The 22,240-nt window shown below is 59.6% G+C and carries 25 protein-coding genes and 1 pseudogene; 24 read left to right on the forward strand and 2 right to left on the reverse strand.

Translation table 11 applies throughout. From position 1 onward, the window contains the following. The first annotated feature begins 28 nt into the window (after positions 1 to 28). From CWO89_RS08090 to CWO89_RS08120, 7 genes are all read left to right on the forward strand, one after another. The gene (locus tag CWO89_RS08090) at positions 29 to 1,483 is read left to right on the forward strand and encodes a 4-hydroxyphenylacetate 3-hydroxylase family protein (RefSeq protein ID WP_130578104.1); all 1,455 of its coding nucleotides are present in this window, start codon (positions 29 to 31) and stop codon (positions 1,481 to 1,483) included. Beyond that, entirely contained in the window at positions 1,480 to 1,986 is a 507-nt protein-coding gene (locus CWO89_RS08095) for a flavin reductase family protein (RefSeq protein WP_245475812.1), read from the forward strand. The genes CWO89_RS08090 and CWO89_RS08095 overlap by 4 nt, the downstream gene beginning before the upstream one ends. 11 nt (positions 1,987 to 1,997) lie before the next feature. Continuing rightward, positions 1,998 to 2,405 (forward strand): RidA family protein, encoded by a 408-nt coding sequence (locus tag CWO89_RS08100; protein WP_130578105.1) that lies wholly within the window; start codon positions 1,998 to 2,000, stop codon positions 2,403 to 2,405. Positions 2,406 to 2,581: 176 nt separating this feature from the next. Further along, positions 2,582 to 3,619, forward strand: a complete 1,038-nt coding sequence (locus CWO89_RS08105; RefSeq protein ID WP_130578106.1) for an ABC transporter substrate-binding protein — start codon at positions 2,582 to 2,584, stop codon at positions 3,617 to 3,619. Positions 3,620 to 3,751: 132 nt separating this feature from the next. Next, positions 3,752 to 4,552, forward strand: coding sequence for an ABC transporter permease (locus CWO89_RS08110; RefSeq protein ID WP_245475813.1), 801 nt, complete (start codon positions 3,752 to 3,754; stop codon positions 4,550 to 4,552). Further along, the gene (locus CWO89_RS08115) at positions 4,549 to 5,364 is read left to right on the forward strand and encodes an ABC transporter permease (RefSeq protein ID WP_130578108.1); all 816 of its coding nucleotides are present in this window, start codon (positions 4,549 to 4,551) and stop codon (positions 5,362 to 5,364) included. Before CWO89_RS08110 ends, CWO89_RS08115 begins: the two co-directional genes overlap by 4 nt. Continuing rightward, positions 5,348 to 6,496, forward strand: a complete 1,149-nt coding sequence (locus tag CWO89_RS08120) for an ABC transporter ATP-binding protein (RefSeq protein ID WP_130578109.1) — start codon at positions 5,348 to 5,350, stop codon at positions 6,494 to 6,496. The genes CWO89_RS08115 and CWO89_RS08120 overlap by 17 nt, the downstream gene beginning before the upstream one ends. Before the next feature lie 11 nt (positions 6,497 to 6,507). Here CWO89_RS08120 and CWO89_RS08125 read toward each other — a convergent pair whose 3' ends face one another. Then, positions 6,508 to 7,161: a DUF1028 domain-containing protein gene (locus CWO89_RS08125; protein ID WP_130578110.1), complete on the reverse strand. Its 654-nt coding sequence runs from the start codon at positions 7,159 to 7,161 to the stop codon at positions 6,508 to 6,510. A 33-nt stretch (positions 7,162 to 7,194) separates the two neighbouring features. On the opposite strand from CWO89_RS08125, the gene argE reads away from it, so the two are divergent. The 5 genes from argE (at position 7,195) to CWO89_RS45755 (ending at position 10,631) form a co-directional block, all read left to right on the forward strand. Next, positions 7,195 to 8,370, forward strand: a complete 1,176-nt coding sequence (argE, locus tag CWO89_RS08130; protein WP_130578111.1) for an acetylornithine deacetylase — start codon at positions 7,195 to 7,197, stop codon at positions 8,368 to 8,370. Between the two features lie 17 nt (positions 8,371 to 8,387). Then, a complete protein-coding gene (locus CWO89_RS08135; protein WP_130578112.1) occupies positions 8,388 to 9,380 on the forward strand; it encodes an NAD(P)H-quinone oxidoreductase in 993 nt (330 codons plus the stop codon). Continuing rightward, positions 9,373 to 9,993 carry a glutathione S-transferase family protein gene (locus CWO89_RS08140; RefSeq protein WP_245475815.1) on the forward strand — a complete coding sequence of 207 codons (621 nt, stop codon included), beginning with the start codon at positions 9,373 to 9,375 and terminating at the stop codon, positions 9,991 to 9,993. The genes CWO89_RS08135 and CWO89_RS08140 overlap by 8 nt, the downstream gene beginning before the upstream one ends. Positions 9,994 to 10,068: 75 nt before the next feature. Continuing rightward, entirely contained in the window at positions 10,069 to 10,494 is a 426-nt protein-coding gene (locus tag CWO89_RS08145) for a GlcG/HbpS family heme-binding protein (protein WP_130578113.1), read from the forward strand. Beyond that, positions 10,491 to 10,631 carry a hypothetical protein gene (locus CWO89_RS45755; RefSeq protein WP_165421054.1) on the forward strand — a complete coding sequence of 47 codons (141 nt, stop codon included), beginning with the start codon at positions 10,491 to 10,493 and terminating at the stop codon, positions 10,629 to 10,631. Before CWO89_RS08145 ends, CWO89_RS45755 begins: the two co-directional genes overlap by 4 nt. 118 nt (positions 10,632 to 10,749) lie before the next feature. Here CWO89_RS45755 and CWO89_RS08150 read toward each other — a convergent pair whose 3' ends face one another. After that, positions 10,750 to 11,364 (reverse strand): glutathione S-transferase family protein, encoded by a 615-nt coding sequence (locus CWO89_RS08150; RefSeq protein WP_130578114.1) that lies wholly within the window; start codon positions 11,362 to 11,364, stop codon positions 10,750 to 10,752. Between the two features lie 329 nt (positions 11,365 to 11,693). Between CWO89_RS08150 and CWO89_RS08155 the strand changes: the two genes are divergently transcribed. The 12 genes and pseudogenes from CWO89_RS08155 (at position 11,694) to CWO89_RS08215 (ending at position 21,656) form a co-directional block, all read left to right on the forward strand. Continuing rightward, positions 11,694 to 12,956, forward strand: coding sequence for an ABC transporter substrate-binding protein (locus tag CWO89_RS08155; RefSeq protein ID WP_130578115.1), 1,263 nt, complete (start codon positions 11,694 to 11,696; stop codon positions 12,954 to 12,956). A 33-nt stretch (positions 12,957 to 12,989) separates the two neighbouring features. Next, entirely contained in the window at positions 12,990 to 13,874 is an 885-nt protein-coding gene (locus CWO89_RS08160; protein WP_130578116.1) for a branched-chain amino acid ABC transporter permease, read from the forward strand. Further along, entirely contained in the window at positions 13,874 to 14,854 is a 981-nt protein-coding gene (locus CWO89_RS08165; RefSeq protein WP_130578117.1) for a branched-chain amino acid ABC transporter permease, read from the forward strand. The genes CWO89_RS08160 and CWO89_RS08165 overlap by 1 nt, the downstream gene beginning before the upstream one ends. Continuing rightward, complete coding sequence (locus CWO89_RS08170) at positions 14,842 to 15,573, forward strand: ABC transporter ATP-binding protein (RefSeq protein WP_130578118.1); 732 nt, start codon at positions 14,842 to 14,844, stop codon at positions 15,571 to 15,573. Before CWO89_RS08165 ends, CWO89_RS08170 begins: the two co-directional genes overlap by 13 nt. 3 nt (positions 15,574 to 15,576) lie before the next feature. After that, a complete protein-coding gene (locus CWO89_RS08175; RefSeq protein ID WP_130578119.1) occupies positions 15,577 to 16,281 on the forward strand; it encodes an ABC transporter ATP-binding protein in 705 nt (234 codons plus the stop codon). Further along, complete coding sequence (locus CWO89_RS08180; RefSeq protein ID WP_165421055.1) at positions 16,271 to 16,936, forward strand: TetR/AcrR family transcriptional regulator; 666 nt, start codon at positions 16,271 to 16,273, stop codon at positions 16,934 to 16,936. Before CWO89_RS08175 ends, CWO89_RS08180 begins: the two co-directional genes overlap by 11 nt. Positions 16,937 to 17,039: 103 nt before the next feature. Continuing rightward, positions 17,040 to 17,558 carry a cupin domain-containing protein gene (locus tag CWO89_RS08185; RefSeq protein ID WP_130578121.1) on the forward strand — a complete coding sequence of 173 codons (519 nt, stop codon included), beginning with the start codon at positions 17,040 to 17,042 and terminating at the stop codon, positions 17,556 to 17,558. Continuing rightward, positions 17,558 to 18,709, forward strand: a complete 1,152-nt coding sequence (locus CWO89_RS08190) for an FAD-dependent oxidoreductase (RefSeq protein ID WP_130578122.1) — start codon at positions 17,558 to 17,560, stop codon at positions 18,707 to 18,709. Before CWO89_RS08185 ends, CWO89_RS08190 begins: the two co-directional genes overlap by 1 nt. Before the next feature lie 30 nt (positions 18,710 to 18,739). Further along, complete coding sequence (locus tag CWO89_RS08195; RefSeq protein WP_130578123.1) at positions 18,740 to 19,024, forward strand: hypothetical protein; 285 nt, start codon at positions 18,740 to 18,742, stop codon at positions 19,022 to 19,024. A gap of 110 nt (positions 19,025 to 19,134) precedes the next feature. Further along, entirely contained in the window at positions 19,135 to 19,365 is a 231-nt protein-coding gene (locus CWO89_RS08200) for an Lrp/AsnC family transcriptional regulator (RefSeq protein ID WP_245475817.1), read from the forward strand. Continuing rightward, positions 19,316 to 19,837 (forward strand): annotated as a pseudogene (locus tag CWO89_RS47695) (SDR family NAD(P)-dependent oxidoreductase). The gene CWO89_RS08200 and the pseudogene CWO89_RS47695 overlap by 50 nt, the downstream one beginning before the upstream one ends. A gap of 709 nt (positions 19,838 to 20,546) precedes the next feature. Then, the gene (locus CWO89_RS08215) at positions 20,547 to 21,656 is read left to right on the forward strand and encodes an IS630 family transposase (protein ID WP_130578126.1); all 1,110 of its coding nucleotides are present in this window, start codon (positions 20,547 to 20,549) and stop codon (positions 21,654 to 21,656) included. Positions 21,657 to 22,240 lie beyond the last annotated feature (584 nt).

The raw sequence follows: 22,240 nt of genomic DNA on the forward strand, positions 1-22,240 counted from the left end.
TGTCGTCCAGTCGAACAGGAGCCGATCAATGATCCGCACGGGTGAAGAGTACAAACAGGGCATTCGCGATGGTCGCGAGGTCTGGGTCGATGGCGATCGCGTCAACGATGTGACCACTCATCCCGCGCTGAAGCCGATCATCGATATCAAGGCCCGCATGTACGATATGGCGCATGAAGAGCGCTACAGCGGCGATCTGACCTATGTCGAAGGCAATGAGAAGCATTCGATCTTCTACCGGCCGCCGACGGAACAGAAGGACTGGCACGACAAGATCAAGGCTGTCGACCATGTGATGAAGGATATCGGTGGCGTCGTCACCCGCGTGGGCGACGAGACGATCGGCGAGATGTGGTCGCTCACCGACGGGCGCGACGTGCTGGCCGAGATTGATCCGCGCTTCGCCGCCAATATCGACCGGCATATCCGCGCCGTGATCGAGAAGGACGTCTTCCACGTCTCGGCCAATACCGACCCGAAGGGCGATCGCTCGCTGCCGCCGCAGCAGCAGGATCCCGACCTTATGGTTCACGTTGCCCGCGAGACCGATGCGGGCATCATCATTCGCGGCGCGAAATATGAAACCGCGGCCGCCTATGCCGATCAGGCCTATCTGAAGCCGACCGTCGGTGCCTGGGCGAATGAAAAGCTGTCCGACTACGCGGTGGGCTGCATCGTCAAGATGGGCGCGCCGGGCGTCAAGCATATTTGCCGCTCTGGTTTTGCCAATCGCAGCAGCGCCAACGATTATCCGCTCGCCAACCGCTTCGACGAAGTCGAGGCGCTGGTTGTCTTCGACGACGTTCTGATCCCGTGGGAGGATGTATTCTTCTATCGTCATACCCGTGCGGCGCAGTTTGTGCGCTCGACACTGCACCGTTATTCGGCATTCCCCTATGTGCTGCGGCTGCTCTACACGGCTGACATGATGATCGGCGCGGCGATGTGGAATGCCAAGCAGACCGGTCTCGACAAACTGCAATCGGTGCGTGAGAAGCTCGCCGATCTCGTTTGCTATCGCGAAGGCATCAACGCGCATCTCACCGCCTCGATCGCTATGGCGGAGAAGAGCCCCGGCGGTCTTTTGATGCCGCAGCAATCGATGCTCTATGCCGGCCGCGTGTTTGCCTGTTCGCAGCTTCCGGCGATGATGCACGTCGCCCGCGAGCTGTGCGGCGGCCAGATCTGCATCACGCCGAATGCCGATGCGTTTGAGGCCGAGGGTAGCGGTAAGTGGCTGAACAAGTTCTATTCGCTCAATGAGCAGTGGCAGGCCGACGATCGCCGCAAGCTGCTCGCTTTCGCGCGCGATCTGCTGAACTCCGACTATGCCGGCCACCGCCTGACCTTCGTGCAGTTCGCGCAGGCGCCGCACTTCAATCATCTGGCGGCCGTCTACAACAGCTTCGACTTCGCCGGACCGCTCGACTTCGTGAAGAAGTCGGCGGGTCTGTCGGACCGTATCAACGGGGGACAATCGTGAGCCGTGCGTCTCACGACGTCGTCGCCGTCGATGAATTTCGCGACGCGATGCGGACGACCGCGTCGGGCGTCGCGGTGGTAACGACGGATGGTGAGGCCGGCCGGGCCGGTGTCACGGTCTCGTCGTTGTGCTCGCTATCGATGGAGCCGCCGTCGGTTGTGTTCAGCGTTCACCGCGACAATCGCAGCCTCGCTCTGCTGCTCGCCAATGGCGTGTTCGTCGCCAATGTTCTGTCCGATGCGCAGGAGCGTGTCGCCAGCAGCTTCGCCGGGCTGATCCCCGAATTGCGCGACAACCGCTTTCTCGCCGGCGAATGGTCAGAACTGCTCACCGGAGCGCCAGCGCTCGATGGTGCGTTGTGCAATTTCGATTGCCGCGTGGCCGGCCTATTCGATTTCGGCTCGCACCGCATCGTCACCGGCGAGGTGCTGAATGTCCGCAAACAAGCTGCGTTTCCTTTGATCTTCTGCGATCGCACATTCCGTCGTCTCGCTGCCGCCTGAGGATTTGGTTCATGACCCATCAGCGTTTCCGCAAGTTCAATACCAAAGATGCCTATCCCGAGCAGAGCCTCGACAACGATGTCTGCATGGTGGTGCGTGCCAACAACACGGTTTATGTGCGTGGCCAGACGGCGATGGATCTCGACGGGAAGATCGTCGGCATCGGCGATGCCGCTGCGCAGACTGAAAATGCCATGTTTTGCGCCAAGGTGCTGCTTGAAGAGGCAGGTTCGGGCCTGCAGGACGTGGTGAAGATCGTCATCTACATCACCGATCGCGCCTATCGCGAGCCGGTCTACCGGGTTGTCGGCAAGTGGTTGAAGGGCGTCTATCCGGTTTCGACCGGAATTATCGTTCAGGGGCTCGCCAAACCTGAATACATGATGGAAATCGACATCATCGCGGAAATTCCGACGTAGCACTGCGTCGATCTTCGACGCCAAAGTATAGCTACGATTATTCCGAAATGAGATCTTTCGAATGAAAGGTCAACGGAGTTTTTTGCGCTGGAAATACTTGAAAATATTACCGAATTCGTTCGCTTGGCATGGTGTTTGCTTTTCTCTCGGGGTCATAATTCTTGTGAGGTTTCGAGATGAAGCGCGCTTTGAAGCTTACTGCATTGATGTTGCTGTCGACGCTCGCGATCGGCGGGCAGGCATCTGCCCAGGAGAAGCTGGTCGTCAGCACCTGGGGTGGAAGTTTCCGCGATCTGATCGATGAGGCGATCGCGAAGAAGTTTACCGCCGAGACCGGCGTCAAGGTCGAATACATCACCGGCGGCACGATCGACCGGCTGAATCAGGCCAAGCTCGCCGCAGCCAAGCCCGAGAGCGACGTCACCTTCACGACGGCCCATGTCGGCTGGCTCTATGCCAACGACAATCTGTTCGAGAAGCTCGACATGGCGAAGATTCCGAATGCCAGCCATTTGGTCGAGCAGGCCAGGATCAGCCCGTACCACATCGGCGCCTGGGCCTATGTCTACACCATCGGCTATTTGCCTGACCGGCTACCCAAGGGCGTCAGCTTCGATAGCTGGGAAGGCCTGTGGAATCCCGCGCTCAAGGGCATGATCTCGTCGCCCGATTTCGACCCGAGTCATGTGATGGTCGTTGCGGCCAAGCTGTCGGGCGGTGATGCTGCGAATTGGGAAGTCGGCGAAGCCAAGATGAAGGCGCTGAAGCCGAACTACAAGGCATTCTACACCAATGACGCCAACAGCCAGCAGCTGTTCGCCACCGGTGAGACGCCAGTCCAGGTCGTGCTGTCGATGAATGCCTATTACATGCAGAACCAGGGCGTGCCGATCAAGCTCGTGATCCCGAAGGAGGGCGCGGTGCTCGGTGTCGACGCCATGGCCATCACCAAAGGTTCGACTAAGGCGGAGCTGGCCTACAAGTTCATGAACATCGCCCTCGATCCGGAAGTTCAGGCCAAGATCGCCGAACTGAAGAAGGGCAGCCCGGTGGTCGACAATGCCAAGCTCAAGCCCGAGATCGCCTCTTTGACCGGCGTCTTCTCCACGCCGGATCAGTGGGCGAAACAGACCCTGTTGATCGACGCCAAGCTGCGCGCCGAAAAGACCGGTACCTGGCGCAAGTGGTTCACCGAGAACATTATGGCTCCATAACATGGTCCTGGTCGCGATCCGGCTGATACCGCCGGATCGCGGTCCATCGCTTTGAGTTTGCCCACGTCGAGTTTGTCCATGAACACACGTCCGTTTCTGGGTTGGTTCGTTTCGCCGGCCGGCCTCGTCGCTGTGGCCCTGGTCGCGGCGATGCTGGCCGTCTTTCAATATAGCGTCCGGGCCTATATTCCCGGCTCGCTCGAAGTCAGTGAGTTCACGTGGCAGAATTTCGCGGCCATGCTGCGGCCGCTCTATGCTTTGGCATTCTGGAATACAGTGTTGCTGTGTTTCGAGACGGCGGTGTTCACGCTGATCCTGGCCTATCCGCTGGCTTATGCGCTGGTGCGCACCAATAGCTCGGCGCTGCGCTCCTTCATTCTGATCGTATCGGTCACGCCACTGTTTCTCGGCGAGGTAGTGCGGACCTATTCGTGGATGATCGTGCTCGGCAACAACGGCTTTCTGAATACGCTGCTGCTCAAGCTCGGTCTGCTGGATCGTCCGGTGCAGATGATGTTCACCGCTGGCGGCGTGGTCGCTGCGCTGGTGCATGTGACCATGCCGATCATGGTGATCATGCTGGCCGCAGCGCTCTCGCATATTGACCGCAACTACGAGAAGGCCGCCGAAAGTCTCGGTGCCGGTCCGGTCCGCGTTTTCCTCACCATTACCCTGCCGCTGTCGATGCCCGGAATCGTCGCCGGTTTCTCCACGGCCTTCGCATGGACATTCAGTGCTTTCGCGACGCCGCAGCTGATCGGCGGCGGGCGTGTCAGTACGGTGTCGACGCTGATCTATCAGCTCGGCTTCTCGTCCTTCAATTTCCCCTTTGCTGCCAGTCTCTCCATCATTGGCCTCGCATTGTCGCTGGCCGTGGTCGCCTTGCTGAAGAAGGCCGCGAGCCCACTCGAACGTATGGCGGCCACGACATGAAGCGCTCTCCAGGCGCCCTGCTGCTTCGATGGTCGGGACGCATCCTCGTCGCCGCCGTTCTCCTGTTCGTGCTGCTGCCGGGCATCGTAGTGGCGATTTCGGCCTTCAACGACCGTGCGATCTTGGTTTTTCCCCCGCAATCTTGGTCGCTGCGCTGGTTCTGGCGCGCGTTCTCCTATCCCGATTTCGCCAAGGGCTTCTGGAATGGCCTGACGGTGACGGTGTGGGCGTCGAGCATCGCGCTGGTGGTCGGCTCGGCCTTCGCCTTCGCCATTCACCGCTACAAATTCGCGCTCAGGAATCTTCTCGAAGGCATTTTGCTGTCGCCGCTGATCATCCCGCACTACACAATCGGCCTCGGCGTTCTCATCCTCGCCTCGCAGACCAATGTCGGGCGCGGCCTTCCACTCGTCATCTTCGCCCATGTGGTAATGGTGCTGCCTTTCGTGATGCGCAGCACCTACATCTCGCTGGAGAATCTCGACATCCGGCTCGAACTGGCGGCGTCCAGCCTTGGCGCCACGCCGCTGCGGATCCTGTTCACCGTGACGATCCCGCTTTTGATTCCGGGCTTGCTGAGCGGCTGGCTATTCGCAGCAATTCTATCGTTCAATGAATTCACGGCGACTCTGTTCGTCAGCAGCCACGCCACGCAGACGCTGCCGGTCGCCATGTACAATTACGTCCGCGAATTCGCGGATCCCACACTGGCCGCCCTGTCGGTCATCTACATCGTCGTGACCGCGACCTTGCTCACGATCGCCAATTCCTTCCTGGGCCTCGGGAAAATCCTGAATGTTGATGCGCACTAATCAAATGGCCGCGAACACGTCAGTCGCGGGAAGCGACAAAGCCCGTCCGGCCGTGCAGCTCGACGGCGTCACCAAGCGCTTCGGCGATTCCATCGCGCTGCATGAGGCTTGGCTGAAGATCGGGTCGAGCGAGTTCATGACCTTGCTGGGACCGTCGGGTTGCGGAAAGACCACGCTGCTCAATCTTGTTGCGGGCTTCCTCGAAGCGGACGGTGGCGAGATCTTTATTGAAGGCGCTCTGGTCACCGAAACGCCTCCGCACATGCGAGAGATCGGCATCGTGTTTCAGAATTATGCGCTGTTTCCGCATATGAGCGTCGCGAAGAACGTCGCTTATGGACTGAAGACCCGCGGCGTCGACAAGAAGGAGATGGCGCGCCGTGTCGACGACGCGCTGGCGCTGGTCAAGCTCACCGGTTTCTCAGACCGCAAGCCCCGGCAATTGTCGGGTGGTCAGCAGCAGCGTGTTGCGCTCGCGCGTGCGCTCGTGATCAAGCCGAAGGTGCTGCTGCTGGATGAGCCGTTCTCGGCGCTCGACAAGAATCTCCGTGGTTCTATGCAGGTCGAGCTTAAGCAGATTCAGCGCGAGCTCGGCGTCACCACGATCTTTGTTACCCATGACCAGGGCGAGGCGCTGTCGATGTCGGATCGCATCGCGGTGATGTCCGCTGGACGCATCCGCCAGATCGCCGCGCCTGACGATATCTATCGTCGTCCCGCCGATCGCTTCGTCGCGTCCTTCGTGGGTGATGCCAACGTTCTCAACGGTCGGCTTGTCGAGCGGAGCGGCGATGCCGCGGTGGTCTCGATTGGTGATGTGCGCGCGAGCGTTCCTGCAGCATCTATTGCCGAAGTATCGATTGGCGGTTCCGTGGATGTCTTCGTACGGCCGGAACATCTTTCCGTGACGTCGCGAGGGGCATCGGGATCGTTGCCTGGCACTGTGACGACGCAGGTGTTCCAGGGCGGCCATGTCGATCTCTATATCGACGCGCCAGGTAGCGCGCGCGATCATATTTTGCTGCGTTCGCCGGGCATTGCGGCACTGTCGTCCTGTCCGGTCGGAGCCGAGATCGGATTGTCGATCGGCTCCGACGACATCGTGGCGTTTCCGCCGGGCGAGGCGCCGTGAGGCGTCTGCGTCTAGAACGACGGCGCCGCGCCCGGATTCTTCGCGCGTGCGACATAGTCTTTCTGCTGCGGCCGATAGCGCTCCCACAGTGCGCGCAATTCGCCGATCGGCGCGTCGTGCCAGTCGACACGCAGGTCGACTACCGGCCAGTCGAAGAGGTGAGCGACATGCAGGCCCGCCGCATGCTCGTCGTCGGTCTCACCGCCGGCATCGAGGCCGGCTTCGAGCGCCGACATCAACCGCTCCGCCAGTGGCTGGCCAGTGGTCGCCTCGAACCGCGCAATCATCGTGCCGGGCACCTTGTCGTCGGCGAGCAGATTGCCAAGCGCGAGGCAGCCAGCGCCTTCAGCAATTGCCGCCGTGGCCAATGCCTGAGCGCCGGAATGCCAGGCCACCTGACCGTAACGATCGATCACGCCGACCTGTCGCCATGCTGGCTGCGGTGTGCCGAGCGTGAGGCTGTTGAGGACGGCAGCGGCACCGAGGCCCTGACGCAACAGCGCAAGACCGGTCGGGCCGAGCGCCGGGTCGGTCACATTCTGCGACACCACGAGGCCCAGAGGCCCGACCCACGCGCAGCGCGCCGGCACCGCGATGCTGGACGACGTGATGGCGATGCCGAATGCGCCGGTCTCCGGACAACGCGCCGAGATAGAATAGGTCATCGTGATGCTCCTGTATTCGTAATGGTAGTATAGATGATCGAGAAGACAGCTCAAAGACTTTGCGAGCTCATCAATATTGAAAGTATAAGTTCGAATTCCAATCTCGATATCATCGAATATATCGAGCGGATACTTGCGTCATCGGACGTGACGGCGTGTCGCGTGCCGTCGCCTGACGGACGCAAGGCGTCGCTGCTCGCGACCATCGGTCCGGCGGACCGAGCCGGTGTCGTTCTGTCGGCACATACGGACGTCGTGCCGGTGGAGGGGCAGGCCTGGACTGCGCCGCCATTTGCCGGCGTCATCCGTGATCAGCGCGTCTATGGTCGCGGCGCGACTGACATGAAGGGCTTTCTGGCTGTCGTTCTCTCCGCCGTGCCGCGTCTCAAGGCGGCGGCTCAGGCCGTTCCGGTACATCTGGCGTTTTCCTATGACGAGGAAATCGGATGCCGCGGCGCGCCGGATCTGGTGCGTGCGTTGATGCAGTCCGTCGCGCCGCCGGCGCTCGCCATCGTCGGAGAGCCGACCACGATGCGCGTCGTTCGCGCGCACAAGGGCAAGGTGGCGCGTCGCTTGACGGTGATCGGGCGCACGGGCCACTCGGCAATGCCGCATCGCGCCACCAATGCCGTCGATTCCGCGGTGGCGATCGCTCATGCGTTGCGCGGTTTCGCCGATCAGGAGATCGCACGCGGCGGCGATGCGGCCTTCGACCCGCCATTCACCACGATTCATGTCGGATCGCTACATGGCGGCAGCATGGTCAATCTCGTGCCGGAACGCGCCACGCTGGAATATGAGATCCGCACCATGCCGGGCCGTGACGCTGGCGAAATCCTTGCACGGATCGATGAGCTGGTTGCGCGCGAGCGTGATCGACTTCGTGACAGCGCGCCAGAGGCCGACATCATCTCCGAAGAACTGTCGGCCTATCCCGGCCTGGATACCGATGCCGATGCGCCTGCGACACGTCTGGTTGCGCGACTTGCAAGCGACACGCAGCCCGCAACGACAGTAGCATTCGGCACCGAGGCTGGCCTCTACGCGGAAGCGGGCATCCCGACGCTGGTTTGCGGACCCGGCGATATGGCGCGCGGGCACAAGGCCGACGAATGGATCGGCTTTGATGAACTCGCTGCGGCGAGCGCGATGATCGACAGGCTGGCCGTTCTGCTAAGCCGGCCGAGTGCAGACTGGATGCAGGAATGAGCAACGGAGTTTCGACAATGACCCCCACCATGCAGGCCATCATCGCAACGCAGGCGGGTGGTCCCGACGTGCTGATGCAGGTCGCGCGACCCGTGCCCGTGCCCGGTCCCGGCGAAATCCTGATCGAGGTTGCCGCGGCCGGCGTCAATCGCCCCGATCTGATGCAGCGGAGCGGCGCCGTCCCGCTGCCGGCAGGTGTCACCGATGTGCTCGGGCTCGAAGTTGCAGGGCGCGTGGTCGATGGCGACGCCGACTTGCGCGGTCAGGCGGTTATGGCACTGGTCAAGGGCGGCGGCTATGCGCGCTATTGCCTTGCCAAGGCATCGCATTGTCTCGCGGTGCCCGAGGGCCTGACGATGGAAGAGGCGGCAGCCCTGCCCGAGGCGCTCTTCACCGTCTGGCACAATCTGTTCGAGCGCGGTCGGCTGTCGAAGGGGGAGGCCGTACTGGTGCATGGCGGCGCCAGCGGCATCGGCACGATTGCGATACGCATGGCCATCGCCCGCGGCGCCACGGCCATCGCGACGGTCGGCAGCGACGCCAAGAAGAAGGCAGTCGAAGCGCTGGGCGCCACCGCGATCAATTATCGCACCGACGATTTCGTTGCCGCAGCGCGCGATGCTGCCGGCGAGCGCGGCGTCGATGTCGTGCTCGATATCGTCGGCGGTTCTTACGTTGCACGCAATCTCGACGTGCTGGCGCCGGGCGGACGCCATGTCAGCCTGTCCTTCATGGAGGGCGGTGTTGTCCCGATTGATTTCGGGCTGGTGATGCGGAAGGGATTGTATCTGACATCGTCGACGCTGCGACCGAAGTCGGACGAGGAGAAGACGGCGATCGCTGCCGCGCTCCGCGCCGAGGTGTTGCCGCTGGTCGCGTCCGGCGTGGTGAGGCCGCTGATCTGGCGGCAATTGCCACTCAGTGACGCCGCACAGGCCCATCGCATTCTCGAAGCCAACGAGAACATCGGCAAGGTGTTGCTGCTGCCGACGGGAGACGCTCATGAGTGATGCCATCGAACTGTTTTATGCGCCGACATCGCCCTATGTCCGCAAGGTCATGGCCTGCGCGATCGAACTCGGCATTACTGATCGCATCGTGCGGCTGCCGAGCGCCGCGCATCCGTTGAAGCGCGATGAGAGGATCGCCATTTTCAATCCGCTCGCCAAGGTCCCGGCCGCAAAACTGGCGGATGGAACGCTGCTATTCGACAGCCGCGTGATCTGCGAGTATCTCGATGATCTCGGAAAAGGTTCGCTGTTTCCGCGCGGGCCCCAGCGCTGGCAGGTCCTCACCGAACAGGCCCTCGGTGACGGCCTCCTCGATGCCGCCCTGCTGACCCGCTACGAGAACACCTGCAGAAGTGATGAGCATCGATCGGCCGACTGGATAGACGGCCAGATGACCAAGATCGCCGCAGCACTCGACCAGATGGAAAACACGGTCGCTGAATTCGGCGCATGCATCAGCATCGGCAGCCTCACCATCGCCTGTGCGCTTGGCTATCTGGATTTCCGTTTCGCGTCATTCGACTGGCGTACAACGCGGCCGGCGCTGGCCGTTTGGTTCGAAACCATGTCGCTGCGTCCGTCTTTGCGAGACACGTTTCCAACGGATGGATGATTGAGACATTCGTCGGGAGTATGCCTCCGCACGCTTCACCGAGCCGTACAAGGCATGATACCGGAGCTATCGAAAATGGCGATGACCAAACCATCTCTCAAATTGACACATGACGGCGCGCTCAAGGCGTTGGCTGGCGCCATAGCAAAAGCCGAAGAGCTTAACGTACCGCAGAACATTTCGCTCGTTGATGACGGCGGCAACCTTCTGGCATTTGTCCGGATGGATGGCGCCAAACTGCTGTCACGGGAGACCTCGATGTCCAAGGCCATCACCGCGGCTTCACATCGTCAACCGACGTCGCGACTCGATCCGGCCAACGAGATCAAGCTTGCCATTGCGGGTGGGGGCCGGCTCACCAACCTCGAAGGTGGACTGCCAATCATTATAGCGGGCCAATGTGTCGGTGCGGTCGGCGTGGGGTCAGGCACCGGTGCACAAGACGTCGAAGTAGCCCGCGCCGCGTTGGCGGCGATCGGAGCGGAGGATCAAAAGCCATGAGCGAGTTTGAAGCTGGCCTGAGCGAAACGGCGCGGAGCTATCTGCGCGAAGGAAAATGTGACGAGAGCTCCGTCGTCCGGCAGACGCCCCGCATCAACGGCCGCGCGCCACCGATGCTGTTTGACAGCCGGTCGTGACTTTATATTTGGCCTAGTAGCTGCCGCTAGCTATGCACTTGCTTTCTGCACCAACTGAGCGGTGGGTTGTATTCGGGCTCGATGGCGGTTCATGAAGAGCCGCACATACCCGCAATGTTCACGGTGCGGGTGGCGCTGAGACCTTCACTGATGGGCGATCCGCCAAGGCTCGCGCGAATTCGTTGAGCTCTGGGAAAGCCGAGCGCCATCCGCAATCGGGAAACCGGTAGTCGGCATAACCGAGCGCGCAAATGAGCGAGATAGCAACGACGTCGAACGGACGCGACATCAGGGTCGGCTGTCGCGCGAAATGCGCAAATCCGCACCACGCCCTGTTCCAGTGATCGTCAAGCCAGGCGTTCCAATGCGTGCCTTCGGGGCGCGCGAACTTCTCGTAACGGCAGAGCAGCATGGAATCGAGCATGCCTTGCAGCATCGAATGCTCGCTTTTGACCCGCCAGCGAGTTGGACCTGAGAGAGGGAGCAGCTTCCCGCCGCCCGCGAGTTCGTCGAGATATTCGACGACGACGTAGGAATCGAGAATCGCATCGCCATTGTCGAGGATCAGGACCGGCAACTTCTTGAGCGGGTTGATGCGGGAATATTCCTCGTTCGCTTGACCCGGTACGACCGCGGTCGCCACGAGCTCGATTTGGTCGATGAGGCCCAGCTCGATCGCGGCAATGCGGACTTTGCGAGCAAAGGGAGAAGCTGGGGCGAAGGTGAGTTTCATGTACGCGCTCTGATCTGGACGTTTGAAGGCTGCCCCAAGGAGGGAGTGGCTGCGGCAACACGCCATGAATAATTAGACGATATAGCTTTACATGTCTAATTTATGGACTATAACTCCATATAGTATAATAATTGATCGGATTGGTGCTTTCGTTGAGGGGGGCCTTCAGGCGCGCCGTGAAGGGGCTCAGCCAGACGAGCGGCCGATACGTCGGTCGCATCGTGGCGTCCGTGGTGGGGGAGAAAAACGCGCGGATCTGGCGACCTCGTCGCGATCTGAATCGTTCTAGCCGGTCGTTTCTTTGATCGAGGCTTCACAGGGGGTAAAGCATGTCTCAGTCCAAGCATTGTCTTCCGCGCCGAAAGGTCCTGGGTCTCCTTGCGGCGGCGCCGGTCGTTCTCACGTCTCGATCAGTGCTTGCACAAGGCCCGATCAAGATTGGTGGCATCTTTCCGTTGACCGGGGGGAATTCCGTATTTGGCAACCAGAATTATCAGGGCGTCGAGACGGCGATTGACCTTGTGAATGATCGCGGTGGCATCAACGGGCGGAAAATCCAGCTCTTCAAGGGCGACGGGAATAGCCCGCAAGCCGCTATCAGCGAGACCAACCGTCTCGCCTCGCGAGAAGGCGTGCGCATCTTCGTCGGGAGCTCGACGAGTGCTGTTGGGATGGTGGCGAGCCAGGAGGCCGAGCGCAATGGCGCGTTTTACTGGGAAGGCATGGCGGTTGCGAACAACTATACGGAGCGCGACTTCAAGAACGTGTTCCGGATGGGGCTGAGCGCCGCGGGCCTTGGCCAGCCCGCTCCGCTATATACCGCCCAAGTCCTTGCGCCGATGCTGAAGATCGATCCGAAAAACCTCAACGTTGCGGTCGTTGCCGAGGATTCTGCATTCGGCGTCGACGTGTCCAAGGCCGTCATCGACCAGGCTGAAAAACTCGGTATCAAGATCGGATTGCGCGAATTCTATTCTGCCAAGACCACCGATCTGTCTCCGCTGGTCCTGAAGCTACGCTCGCTCGATCCGGACATGATCATAGCCACGCAATTCATCAATGACGCTATCCTTCTCCAGCGGCAGATGAAGGAAATGAATTACAGCCCGAAGGCGTTTGTAGGCACCAGCGCGGGTCACTCCACGCTATCTCTGGCCGAGGCGATCGGGAAGGATGTGAACGGAATCTTCTCATCGTCGTTCCCGCTCGAAGCTAATTTGAGTTCTCTAACGGCCGAGGCGCGCGCAGATCGTGAAGAGTTCGTGAAGCGCTACGAGGCGAAGTACAAGGTTACGCCTGCGGTCCAGGAGTCGCTCGGATTTGTCGTGGGCGTTGCGCTTGCGCGGGACATCGTGGGTAGGGCGGCTTCCGATGGCGCCTCGGATCTTCGTGACGCATCGCTCAAGGTCGATGTGCCGGTCGGGTCCTACATCAATGGCTGGGGTTTGAAATTCGACGATAAGGGCCAGAATCAGCGGGCCTTCGGCAGCGTGGTCCAGTGGCAGGATCAGAAGATGATGTCCGTTTATCCGGAAGCCAACAAGGTCCGCGATCCCATCATGGTGCCGCTGCCCGCCTGGAATGCGCGGTGACATCGAACTAGAGCCGGCGATCCAAGAGCTCTCATGGACATCTACATTCAGCTTGCTTTGTCGGGCCTGTTCATCGGCGGGGTGTACGCGCTGATCAGTGTCGGTTTGACCCTGGTGTTCGGCGTCTTACGAGTCGTGAACTTTGCGCATGGCGAGTACCTCACGATAGCGATGTACCTGACGTACTTCATGTTTCAGCGCGTCGGAATCGATCCCTTTGTCGCGAGCGTTGCCGTCGTGCCGCTGATGTTCGTCCTTGGACTTGTGACTGAACGCCTGTTGATCCGACCGACGCTCGAGGCCCCGCATGTGGTCCAGGTGTTCGTCACCTTCGCGCTATCGCTGCTTCTGCAGAACCTTTTACTGACGCTGTTCACGTCCGATTTTCGATCGATCAGGACGCCTTATGCGACGGCCGCGTTTCAGATCGGGCCACTCTATGTGTCCTGGTTGCGCGTTGCCGTTTTCGTCGTCGCGCTGATGTTGGCCGGTGGATTGGCGGCGTTTCTGAAGTACACGTACATCGGAAGCGCGATACGCGCCACGGCGCAAGATCGTCGTTCGGCGCGACTAGTCGGCATCAATGTTGACCAGGTCTACGCGGTCACATTTGCTCTTGGTTGCGCACTGGTGGGAGCGGCCGGCATCCTTCTGTCGCCATTATTTCCAGTAAATCCCTACACCGGCGCCGACATGATCCTGATCTCATTTGTCGTCGTCGTTCTGGGCGGGATGGGAAGCATCGCCGGCGCGGTGGTGGCGGGACTCTCGATCGGCATAGTGGAGTCGTTCACCGGGTACTTTGCTGGTGGAGAATTGAAGCAGCTCGTCTATTTTGTTCTGTTCATGGTTGTTCTCGCCGTGCGTCCCAATGGTCTCTTCGGCCGCAAGGGTGCCGAAGTCATGGATGTCACGTGATGAAGCCGGCTCACTCTCCACTCACCGGACTTCTGCTGCCCGCTGCCGGATTTGTGGCTTTGGCGGTTCTGCCCCTCATATTTTCTGACGCGTTCTTCGTGGCAGCAGTCACGCTGGCACTTCTGGGTGCCGCCGCGTCACTCGCTTGGAACCTAAGCGGAGGATATGCGGGCCAGTTGTCGCTTGGCCATGCAGCCTTCTACGGCATTGGCGCCTATGTCTCGACCATCCTTTTCCTGAAGGCGGGGATTAGTCCGCTCATAGGAATGTGGCTCGGCGCGATTGTCAGCGCGGCTCTGGCCGTTTTCCTGGGCGCCATCACGATGCGGCTGAAGGGCTCCTTCTTCGTCATGTCGACGCTCGCCTTTGGCGCCGTCGTCCACATCAGCGCCATCAACTTGCGAGATCTCACCGGCGGGCCATCGGGGTTGGCGATCCCACTTCGGCCGAGCCCTGAGAATCTGATCTTCGCCAAGAAGCTCGTCTACACTTACGTCGCCCTCGTTCTCGTCATTGTCTTCTACGCAGTCACGCGGATGATTGCTGTGAGCAAGGTGGGTTATGCGTTGGTTGCGTTCCGGGAGAACCACCAGGCCGCGCGCGCGCTCGGAATCCGCACCTTACCTCTTCGGATAGGCGTATTCGCGCTGTCTGCCGGCCTCATCAGCATTTGCGGCAGCGTGCATGCGCAATACTATCTGTATGTTGATCCGGACAGCGTGATGGGCCTGAACCTGTCGCTCAATTTTGCGCTGATGGCGATCGTTGGCGGACTCGGCACGGCATACGGCCCGATCGTCGGCGCACTCCTGGTGTCGGTCGTCTCCGTAGTCATGCAGGTGTATCTTGGTGATCAAATCTCAGGCCTGACGCAGCTTGCCTACGCAGCCATCGTGATCCTGGTGCTGCTTGCCGCCCCAACGGGGCTCGGACCCTCGGTACATGCGTTCTTGAAGCGGAGCGCGATATGGCGGTCCTGACGGCAACGGATTTGACGAAGCGCTTCGGGGGCTTGACCGCAGTCAAGGACGTCAGCTTCACGGCACGCCCCGGCGAAATCCTTTCGATCATCGGGCCCAACGGGGCGGGAAAGACCACCGTCTTCAATCTGTTGACCGGATTTCTCAGGCCGGACCGGGGCTCAGTATCCCTCGACGACATGGATTTAGGGGGCGTCTCTCCCGAAAGCAGGTGTCGCGCGGGCCTCGCTCGCACCTTTCAGATCGTGCAGCCATTTCGGGGCCTGAGCGTGCTCGACAACGTCGTCATGGGGGCAATGCTTCGTGCACGGTCGATCGAAATGGCACGTGAGATCGCCCGGAAAGTGTTGAGCGATCTTGACATGTCGGCTCTATGTGATGTCTCCGCTGGACAGCTTCCGATCGGCGACCGTAAGCGGCTGGAGATGGCCAAAGTCCTGGCAACGTCCCCTCGCGCACTCCTGCTTGATGAGGTCATGGGCGGGCTTATCCCGATCGAAGTCAAGAAAATGATCGGCTTCATTCAACGGCTGAGGGAGCGAGGCATAGCTCTCGTGGTGATCGAGCATCACATGAGCGCGGTGATGCAGCTATCGGATCGCATCCTGGTCCTTCAAAATGGGGAGCCGATCGCAACGGGAACTCCTGCGGAGGTTACGCGCGATCCGGTGGTGCTGTCGGCGTATCTTGGCGCCAATTTTGCGGCGTCGAGGAGCTAGTCGATGCTGCGCGTCCGTGATCTCAGTGTACGTTTCGGAGACGTACAAGCCGTCGAACAGCTTTCATTTGACGTGGGAGCTGGGCAAATCGTCGGGTTGGTTGGCAGCAATGGCGCAGGCAAGACCACAACATTGTCCGCGATATCGGCGCTGGTCAAGAATCGCAGCGGGAGCATAGAGCTCGACGGCAAGGATATCTCGCGGCTGCCTCCTCATCAGATTGTCGAGCAGGGCTTGATTCATGTGCCGGAGGGACGCCGGCTGTTTCCGTTTATGAGCGTTCTGGAGAACCTGGAAATCGGAGCGTACGGAAAGGCGGCGCGTGACAAGCGAAAGCAGCAGCTCGAGTTCATCTTCGATCTCCTGCCACGCTTGGCGGAGCGCTGTGACCAACTGGCCGGTACCCTGTCAGGGGGAGAGCAACAGATGTGCGCCATCGGTCGCGGACTAATGTCATGTCCTCGACTGTTGATGTTGGACGAGCCAACGCTTGGCTTGGCACCAATGCTCGTCGAGGACGTATTCAGACTGGTGAAGGCGATTCGGGATAGGGGCGTTCCGATCCTGATCGTCGAGCAGCAGGTCGTCCACGTGCTCGAGACGGCCGACTATGCTTATGTGCTGGAAAGCGGACGGGGCGCCATGCATGGCCTCGGCGCCACGCTCTTGCAGGATGATGGATTGAGACGTGCCTACCTTGGGATCTGATGATAAGCGCGACCCGGTCGCGATAAAGGAGCGTCGCCGCTCAAAGCGGATTGTGCGCCGACGCGCCGAGATTATCGACGCTGCAAAGAACATCTTTCTCGCGGGCGACTATGCGTCGGTCACGATCGACGACATCGCGGATACCGCGGGCATATCGCGGGCGACGATTTATCTGTATTTCAAGAGCAAGCAGGAAGTATATACGGAGCTTCTGTTCCGCGACCTTGATGCGATGATCACGATGCTGATCACGTCGTTCGACCGGAACGACTCGGTCCGCAATAACCTGTTTCGAATGTCGATCTCCTATATGAACTTCTTTCGCGTTCATCCGGAGTATTTTACGACCCTTTCGTTCTTCTTCATGCCGGGTCGCAAGGAAACGTTGCCTCCCGATGCCGCTGCCAAAATTAGCGCGCGGCTCAATGACGGCATTCTAACGATCGAGGAAGCCATCAAGTTGGGAATTTCGCGCGGAGAGGCACGGCCGGTCGACGCGCGCGCGGCGACGCTTTCTCTGTGGGGGCAGTGGATGGGTAACGCTTACCTCGCTGTTGCCGGCCGGACGACAATCTATGAGCGCACGATCGAGCAGGTTTACGCGGATGGTATCGATCTCTTTCTCGACGGCCTCACGGTGCGGAGCCCCGGCTGAAGTACGTAAGGTCGATCACCGTCTGAACGGCAGCAAGAGTCTCGATTAGACACGCAGCATCTCCGCTCGATCGCGCGCGGATGCTTGGGGAGGAGCACACTCGATGAATATCGAAACTTACGTCCTGAAGGGCAACGGACGCATTCCGAATTCGTGTCTGCCGGTTCTGATCTACCGTCAAGCCTTCGATATGCGTCCTCCGGAAATAGAGGATTTGTTTCGAAAGAACGAATGGCCGACGGATTGGCACAGTTCTTTCGGTATGTATCCACGCCACCACTTTCACAGTGATGCCCACGAATTGATCGCGGTGACGCGCGGTACCTTGGTGGGACGCTTCGGCGGCCCGGAGGGTGTGTGCGTGACGATGACGAAAGGTGATTTCGTCGTGATCCCCGCAGGAGTAGGGCACTTCGGGGAGTCGATCACAGAAGACTTGCGCCTGACGGGGGCATTTCCGATGGGCCATGCCATCCACGATTTCAGGCTGGGCTATGTCGAGGAGTACGCACGGATGGTGGAACGCTCTCGGCGTGTGCCTATCCCTGTGTTTGATCCCCTGGAAGGCTCGTCCGGCTCGCTACCACAAATCTGGCACGATGCTCTGGGAGGCAAGCAGTAATGCCGAGCGCCGAGATCGTGGGGGGCGGCATTGCGGGCCTCGTCGCAAGCATTCAGCTCGCCAGAAAAGGATGGACCGTGAGGCTCCATGAGCGAAGCGAAGCGCTGAGGGCAGGCGGTAACGGACTTCCGATATTCGAAAATGGGTTGCGTGTTCTCGAAGCGTTAGGCCTCCACGAGGCCATACGGACGCGCGGGCACCAGCTCAACCACTGGATCATTCGACTGAGTTCCGGTCAGAAGACGAAGGAGTACGAGCCCTTTGCAGCAACCGGTGGCCGGATTGTGATGTTCCAGCGGCAGGCTCTTGTCGATCCGCTGGCCGAGGCGGCTGTCAGGGCTGGCGTGACGATAGAGACTGGCTCAAGGGTTCTCAGCGCCGGGCAAGAAGGCCTTCTGCATCTGGAAGGAGGACGCCGGATTGAGGCCGACCTTGTCGTCGGGGCCGATGGCATCCAATCGATCGTAAGGAGATCGGTCGCGGGAAAGCTTCCTTTGGGCAAACATCGCAAGGGCGCTATTCGCCTACTGATTCCGATTCATCCCGGCGACTTTCCCGATGGGAATGACCATGTTGCGACCGAGTACAACGATCCGAGCGGACGACGCATCGGACTTCTCCCATGCTCGTCGCAGACTATGTACATGATCCTTGTGGCCTTGCTCTCGGATCCAGAAGCACTGAGCATGCCGATCGATCCGGGCCTTTGGAAGGCTACGTTTCCGACGTTGGGAAGGTTCATCGACCGGGTCGGCTCGGAGGGGCATTACGATGAGTACCATTCGATCTTTCCGCCCACCTGGCATTACGGCAAGTGCGTCCTGATTGGCGACGCTGCCCACGGGATGACGCCGGCGCTTGGCCAGGGGGCAAACTCAGCGATGATGACAGCCTATTCGCTGGGGGCGACTGATCTCTTGAACGGCTCACTATCGGACGCTCTGACCGCATGGGAGGCGAAAATCCGGCCGCTCGTCCATTTCACCCAGAAGTTTGCCGAAGGGATTACCGAAGGCCGGCTGGACCCCAAGAACGATATCTTCTTCAGCGATCCGGCACTCCGCCCGTTGCTGAGCGCCGACATTCCCAACATGCGGTTCGACACGCCGAACTTCGACGCCCTGAACCCTTCACTTTCCGACGCCGTATAACGGCATCCAGCCCCAAAGAAAGGTCAACCGATGTTCCAGAAGCCTCCGGCTGCCGAACTGTACGACACGTTGGCGGATACCTCCGGCTATGCGCGACCCACCGATGATTTTGGCGAGGCCACGGTCGGCGATCCGCTCGAGAACTTGCAGAAGTTGCGCCAGATGTTGATCGATAAGCGTCGATATCTGGCGCAGGATGCAATGACCTATCCTGTAGTATTCCTCGGGCGTGCGCAGGATATTGCAGACGTTCAGAACCTTCTGAATTCTCTGGACCAGGCGATTGAACATGAGCAAGCGTTGCGGAGATCTTGAGCGGCCGAGACTGTTCTCATCTCAATGACGCACAAGGCAAGGATTCGCTGCCGTCAAGGGAGCTGATCCAATGCTTTTTGGTTCCATTGATTTCGCTCGGATCGCGTACTTTGGAAGCGCCATCTGCGAATGTCGAACTCGCCCAGAAGATCGGCCTATCATCGTCTCCCTGCCTGCGGCGTGTGAAGCGCTTAGAAACGGAAGGGGTTATCGAAGGCGATCGCGCCCTGCTCAGCCGCGACCGGGTTGGTCTCGGTATAACAGTGTTTGTCAGCATTAAGATAGAGGGACATGCGAGCGAGGGCGCTGACGAATTCGTGGCGGCCGTACGCGCTCGATGACTGGAACTTCGTGTTGAATGTGAACCTCGCGAGTACGTTCTTGTTCATGCAGGCGGCGGCACGTCATATGCTGAAGGCAGGCTCGGGCTCGATCGTCAACATATCATCGATCACTGGCGCTCGTGGCATTCCCGATCGTTGCGCCTATGCGGCGACAAAGGCCGCGGTCAATTCGCTCACGCAGTCAGGCGCGACCGCATGAGCAACGCGAGGCATACGGGTGAATGCGGTCGCTCCCGGTTTCACGAAACCGTCGCTGGTGCAGGTTTTCATCGACAAAGGAAATATCGACCCCGATCACATGATCAATCGCACGCCCATGCACCGCCTCGCTTCACCCGAGAAAATCGCCGCCGCGATCGTGTTTCTGGGTAGCGACGAGAGCAGCTTCATGACCGGTCAGACAATTTATGTCGATGGTGGCTACATGGCCCAATATGGGATTCCATCGTCCTATAAGAATAACCATTGATGAACATCGATAGCGATCAGCGTCTCAGGCATTTGAGGCTGCTTTCGACATCACTGGTCAGTCGAGTATCCGTCGTCGGGTTGATCGCCATCGAACGCCGCGTGCGGTGAGATCGAGAAACGCCTCGCAATCCACTGATTTCAAGAAAAATGGCGGCAGCTTATGCGCCGTACTTCCGCTCGCTGAGCGGCGTCTCGATGCAGGTTCAAAGCGGGACGAGCAGAATGACGCAGATATGTTAGGGGAGGTGTAACAATGGGAACACTTCGCCCGAGGAGGCCGCTTGCCGTGCCTCGTCGCAAGTGCCAGCTTCGGATCCAAAAGGACCCCCCGCATTTTTTGCGCAACTCAAATCGGTTCGAAAAATCGAGCCGAAAATTCGTTAGTCAAGGCAGCGGGATGCAAAATCGAATCGTTCTTCTTTGGTGTCCGCAACAGATTGATTCGCTGGTGGGCCCGGAGGACTCGAACCTGCAACCAGACCGTTATGAGCGGCAGAATAGCGATCAGCTTCGTTGAATTTCCTACGTTTTCGTTCGATTTCGATCGCGTTCGTTGCGCTTCGTTGATGCCGTTTCTAGTGCGAAACTGGTCCGATTGCACAACTCTCCTTTCGGAGGACGGACCATCGCATCGGGGTCCCTAGTCATCTGGAACGCAAGTTCGTCACATTAGTTGATAGTTCGAATCTCTACAGAGGAGAGTGCGAGTGGCTAATGCAGGTGAGCGAGGCCGGCCGATTGCGCCGTTAATGCTGAATCCGCAGGAGCGGGCGTACTTGGAGAGGCAAGTTCGTCGTCATCGTGTTGCCCGGTCGCTGTCTGAGCGATGCCGCGCGATCCTGCGATGTGCGGATGGCTTGCCAAGCAAGTCTGTAGCTGCGGAACTCGGCCTCCACGAACATACCGTTGGCAAGTGGCGCCGCCGATTCTTGAAGGACCGCTGTGATGGCCTGCTTGACGAGGCCCGCCCTGGCCGCCCTCGCACCATCAACGACGATCAGGTCGCTGCCGTGATCGAGCGGACGTTGCGTACGACGCCGGCCGATGCGACGCACTGGTCGATCCGCTCGATGGCTGCGGAAACCGGCTTTTCCCACACCACGATCCGCCGAATGTGGGCAGCGTTCGGCTTGCAGCCGCACCGCAGCCAGACGTTCAAGCTGTCGAGCGATCCACTGTTCGTCGACAAGGTGCGCGATATCGTCGGCCTTTACCTATCCCCGCCGAACCGAGCCCTTGTCCTCAGCATCGATGAGAAAAGCCAGATTCAGGCACTCGATCGCGAGCAACCGGTCTTGCCGATGATGCCTGGCGTACCGGAACGTCGCACGCACAGCTATGTGCGGCATGGTACGACCTCGCTGTTTGCCGCGCTCGATGTCGCCTCGGGGTTCGTCATCGGCAAATGCTACAAGCGCCACCGCGCAGTCAAGTTCTTGAAGTTTTTAAAAGAAGTCGATGCCCAAGTTCCTGAAGGGCTCGATGTCCATATCGTCATGGATAATTACGCCACCCACAAGACACCCAAGATCAAAGCGTGGCTCGCACGTCGACCTCACTATCATGTTCATTTTACGCCGACGTCCGCGTCATGGATCAATCTGGTCGAGCGCTGGTTCGCTGAACTCACCAGAAAGCAGATCCAGCGAGGTGTCCACACCTCCGTCAGGCAGCTCGAGACCGACATCCGTACCTTCATCGACCTGCACAACAGAAACCCGAAGCCCTTCAAATGGACCAAGTCCGCAGACCAGATTCTGGCCTCGGTCAAACGCTTCTGCCATAAAGCCCAGCAGACCTTATGTGGCGAACTTTAGATTCACGTGACTAGCTGGTCACCTACAAAATCGCTTAAGAAGTTTGCCCATTGCAGGCGGCTGCATCGCGCACCTAGAAGGTGTCGGCCTGTTGCGTTGCAGTTCGATTCCTGCGGTCCCGCGGTTTGATTCCGATCGCATTTGCCGCCAACCAGATGCTGGAATTGTCCTGCACTTCCGGCGCCGCAATCTGTCCCTGGCCGGCGCCGAATTGGACAGACAAGTTATTGATTTCATTTGGCATTTTATGACGGCGAAATCTCGGTACCAACACGAATACCAACGTTGGCATTCCAAGAATCTGCGCGGATTGTCAGGGCGTGGCCGGCGGTTCCAGTCGCTTCCGGCCATTTTTAGCCCACGATTTCTCATCCCAAACTAGGATTTCATACGATATGGTGCTGGCTATCGTACCCGTGAACGCGAATTGCGACATCGCGTAGCCGGTAGCAGTCGGGTTGTCTCTGAGAACTGATCCCTCGCGCCAATGGCGTACTTCGGCTTCGACCGCACGAGCGAAATCGGAGGATCGGCAGGTTATGGCGCAAACCGGACATTGGAGCCTATGACGGAGCTATGCGGAA

Source organism: Bradyrhizobium sp. Leo170, assembly GCF_004296405.1.
Taxonomy (GTDB): Bacteria; Pseudomonadota; Alphaproteobacteria; order Rhizobiales; family Xanthobacteraceae; genus Bradyrhizobium.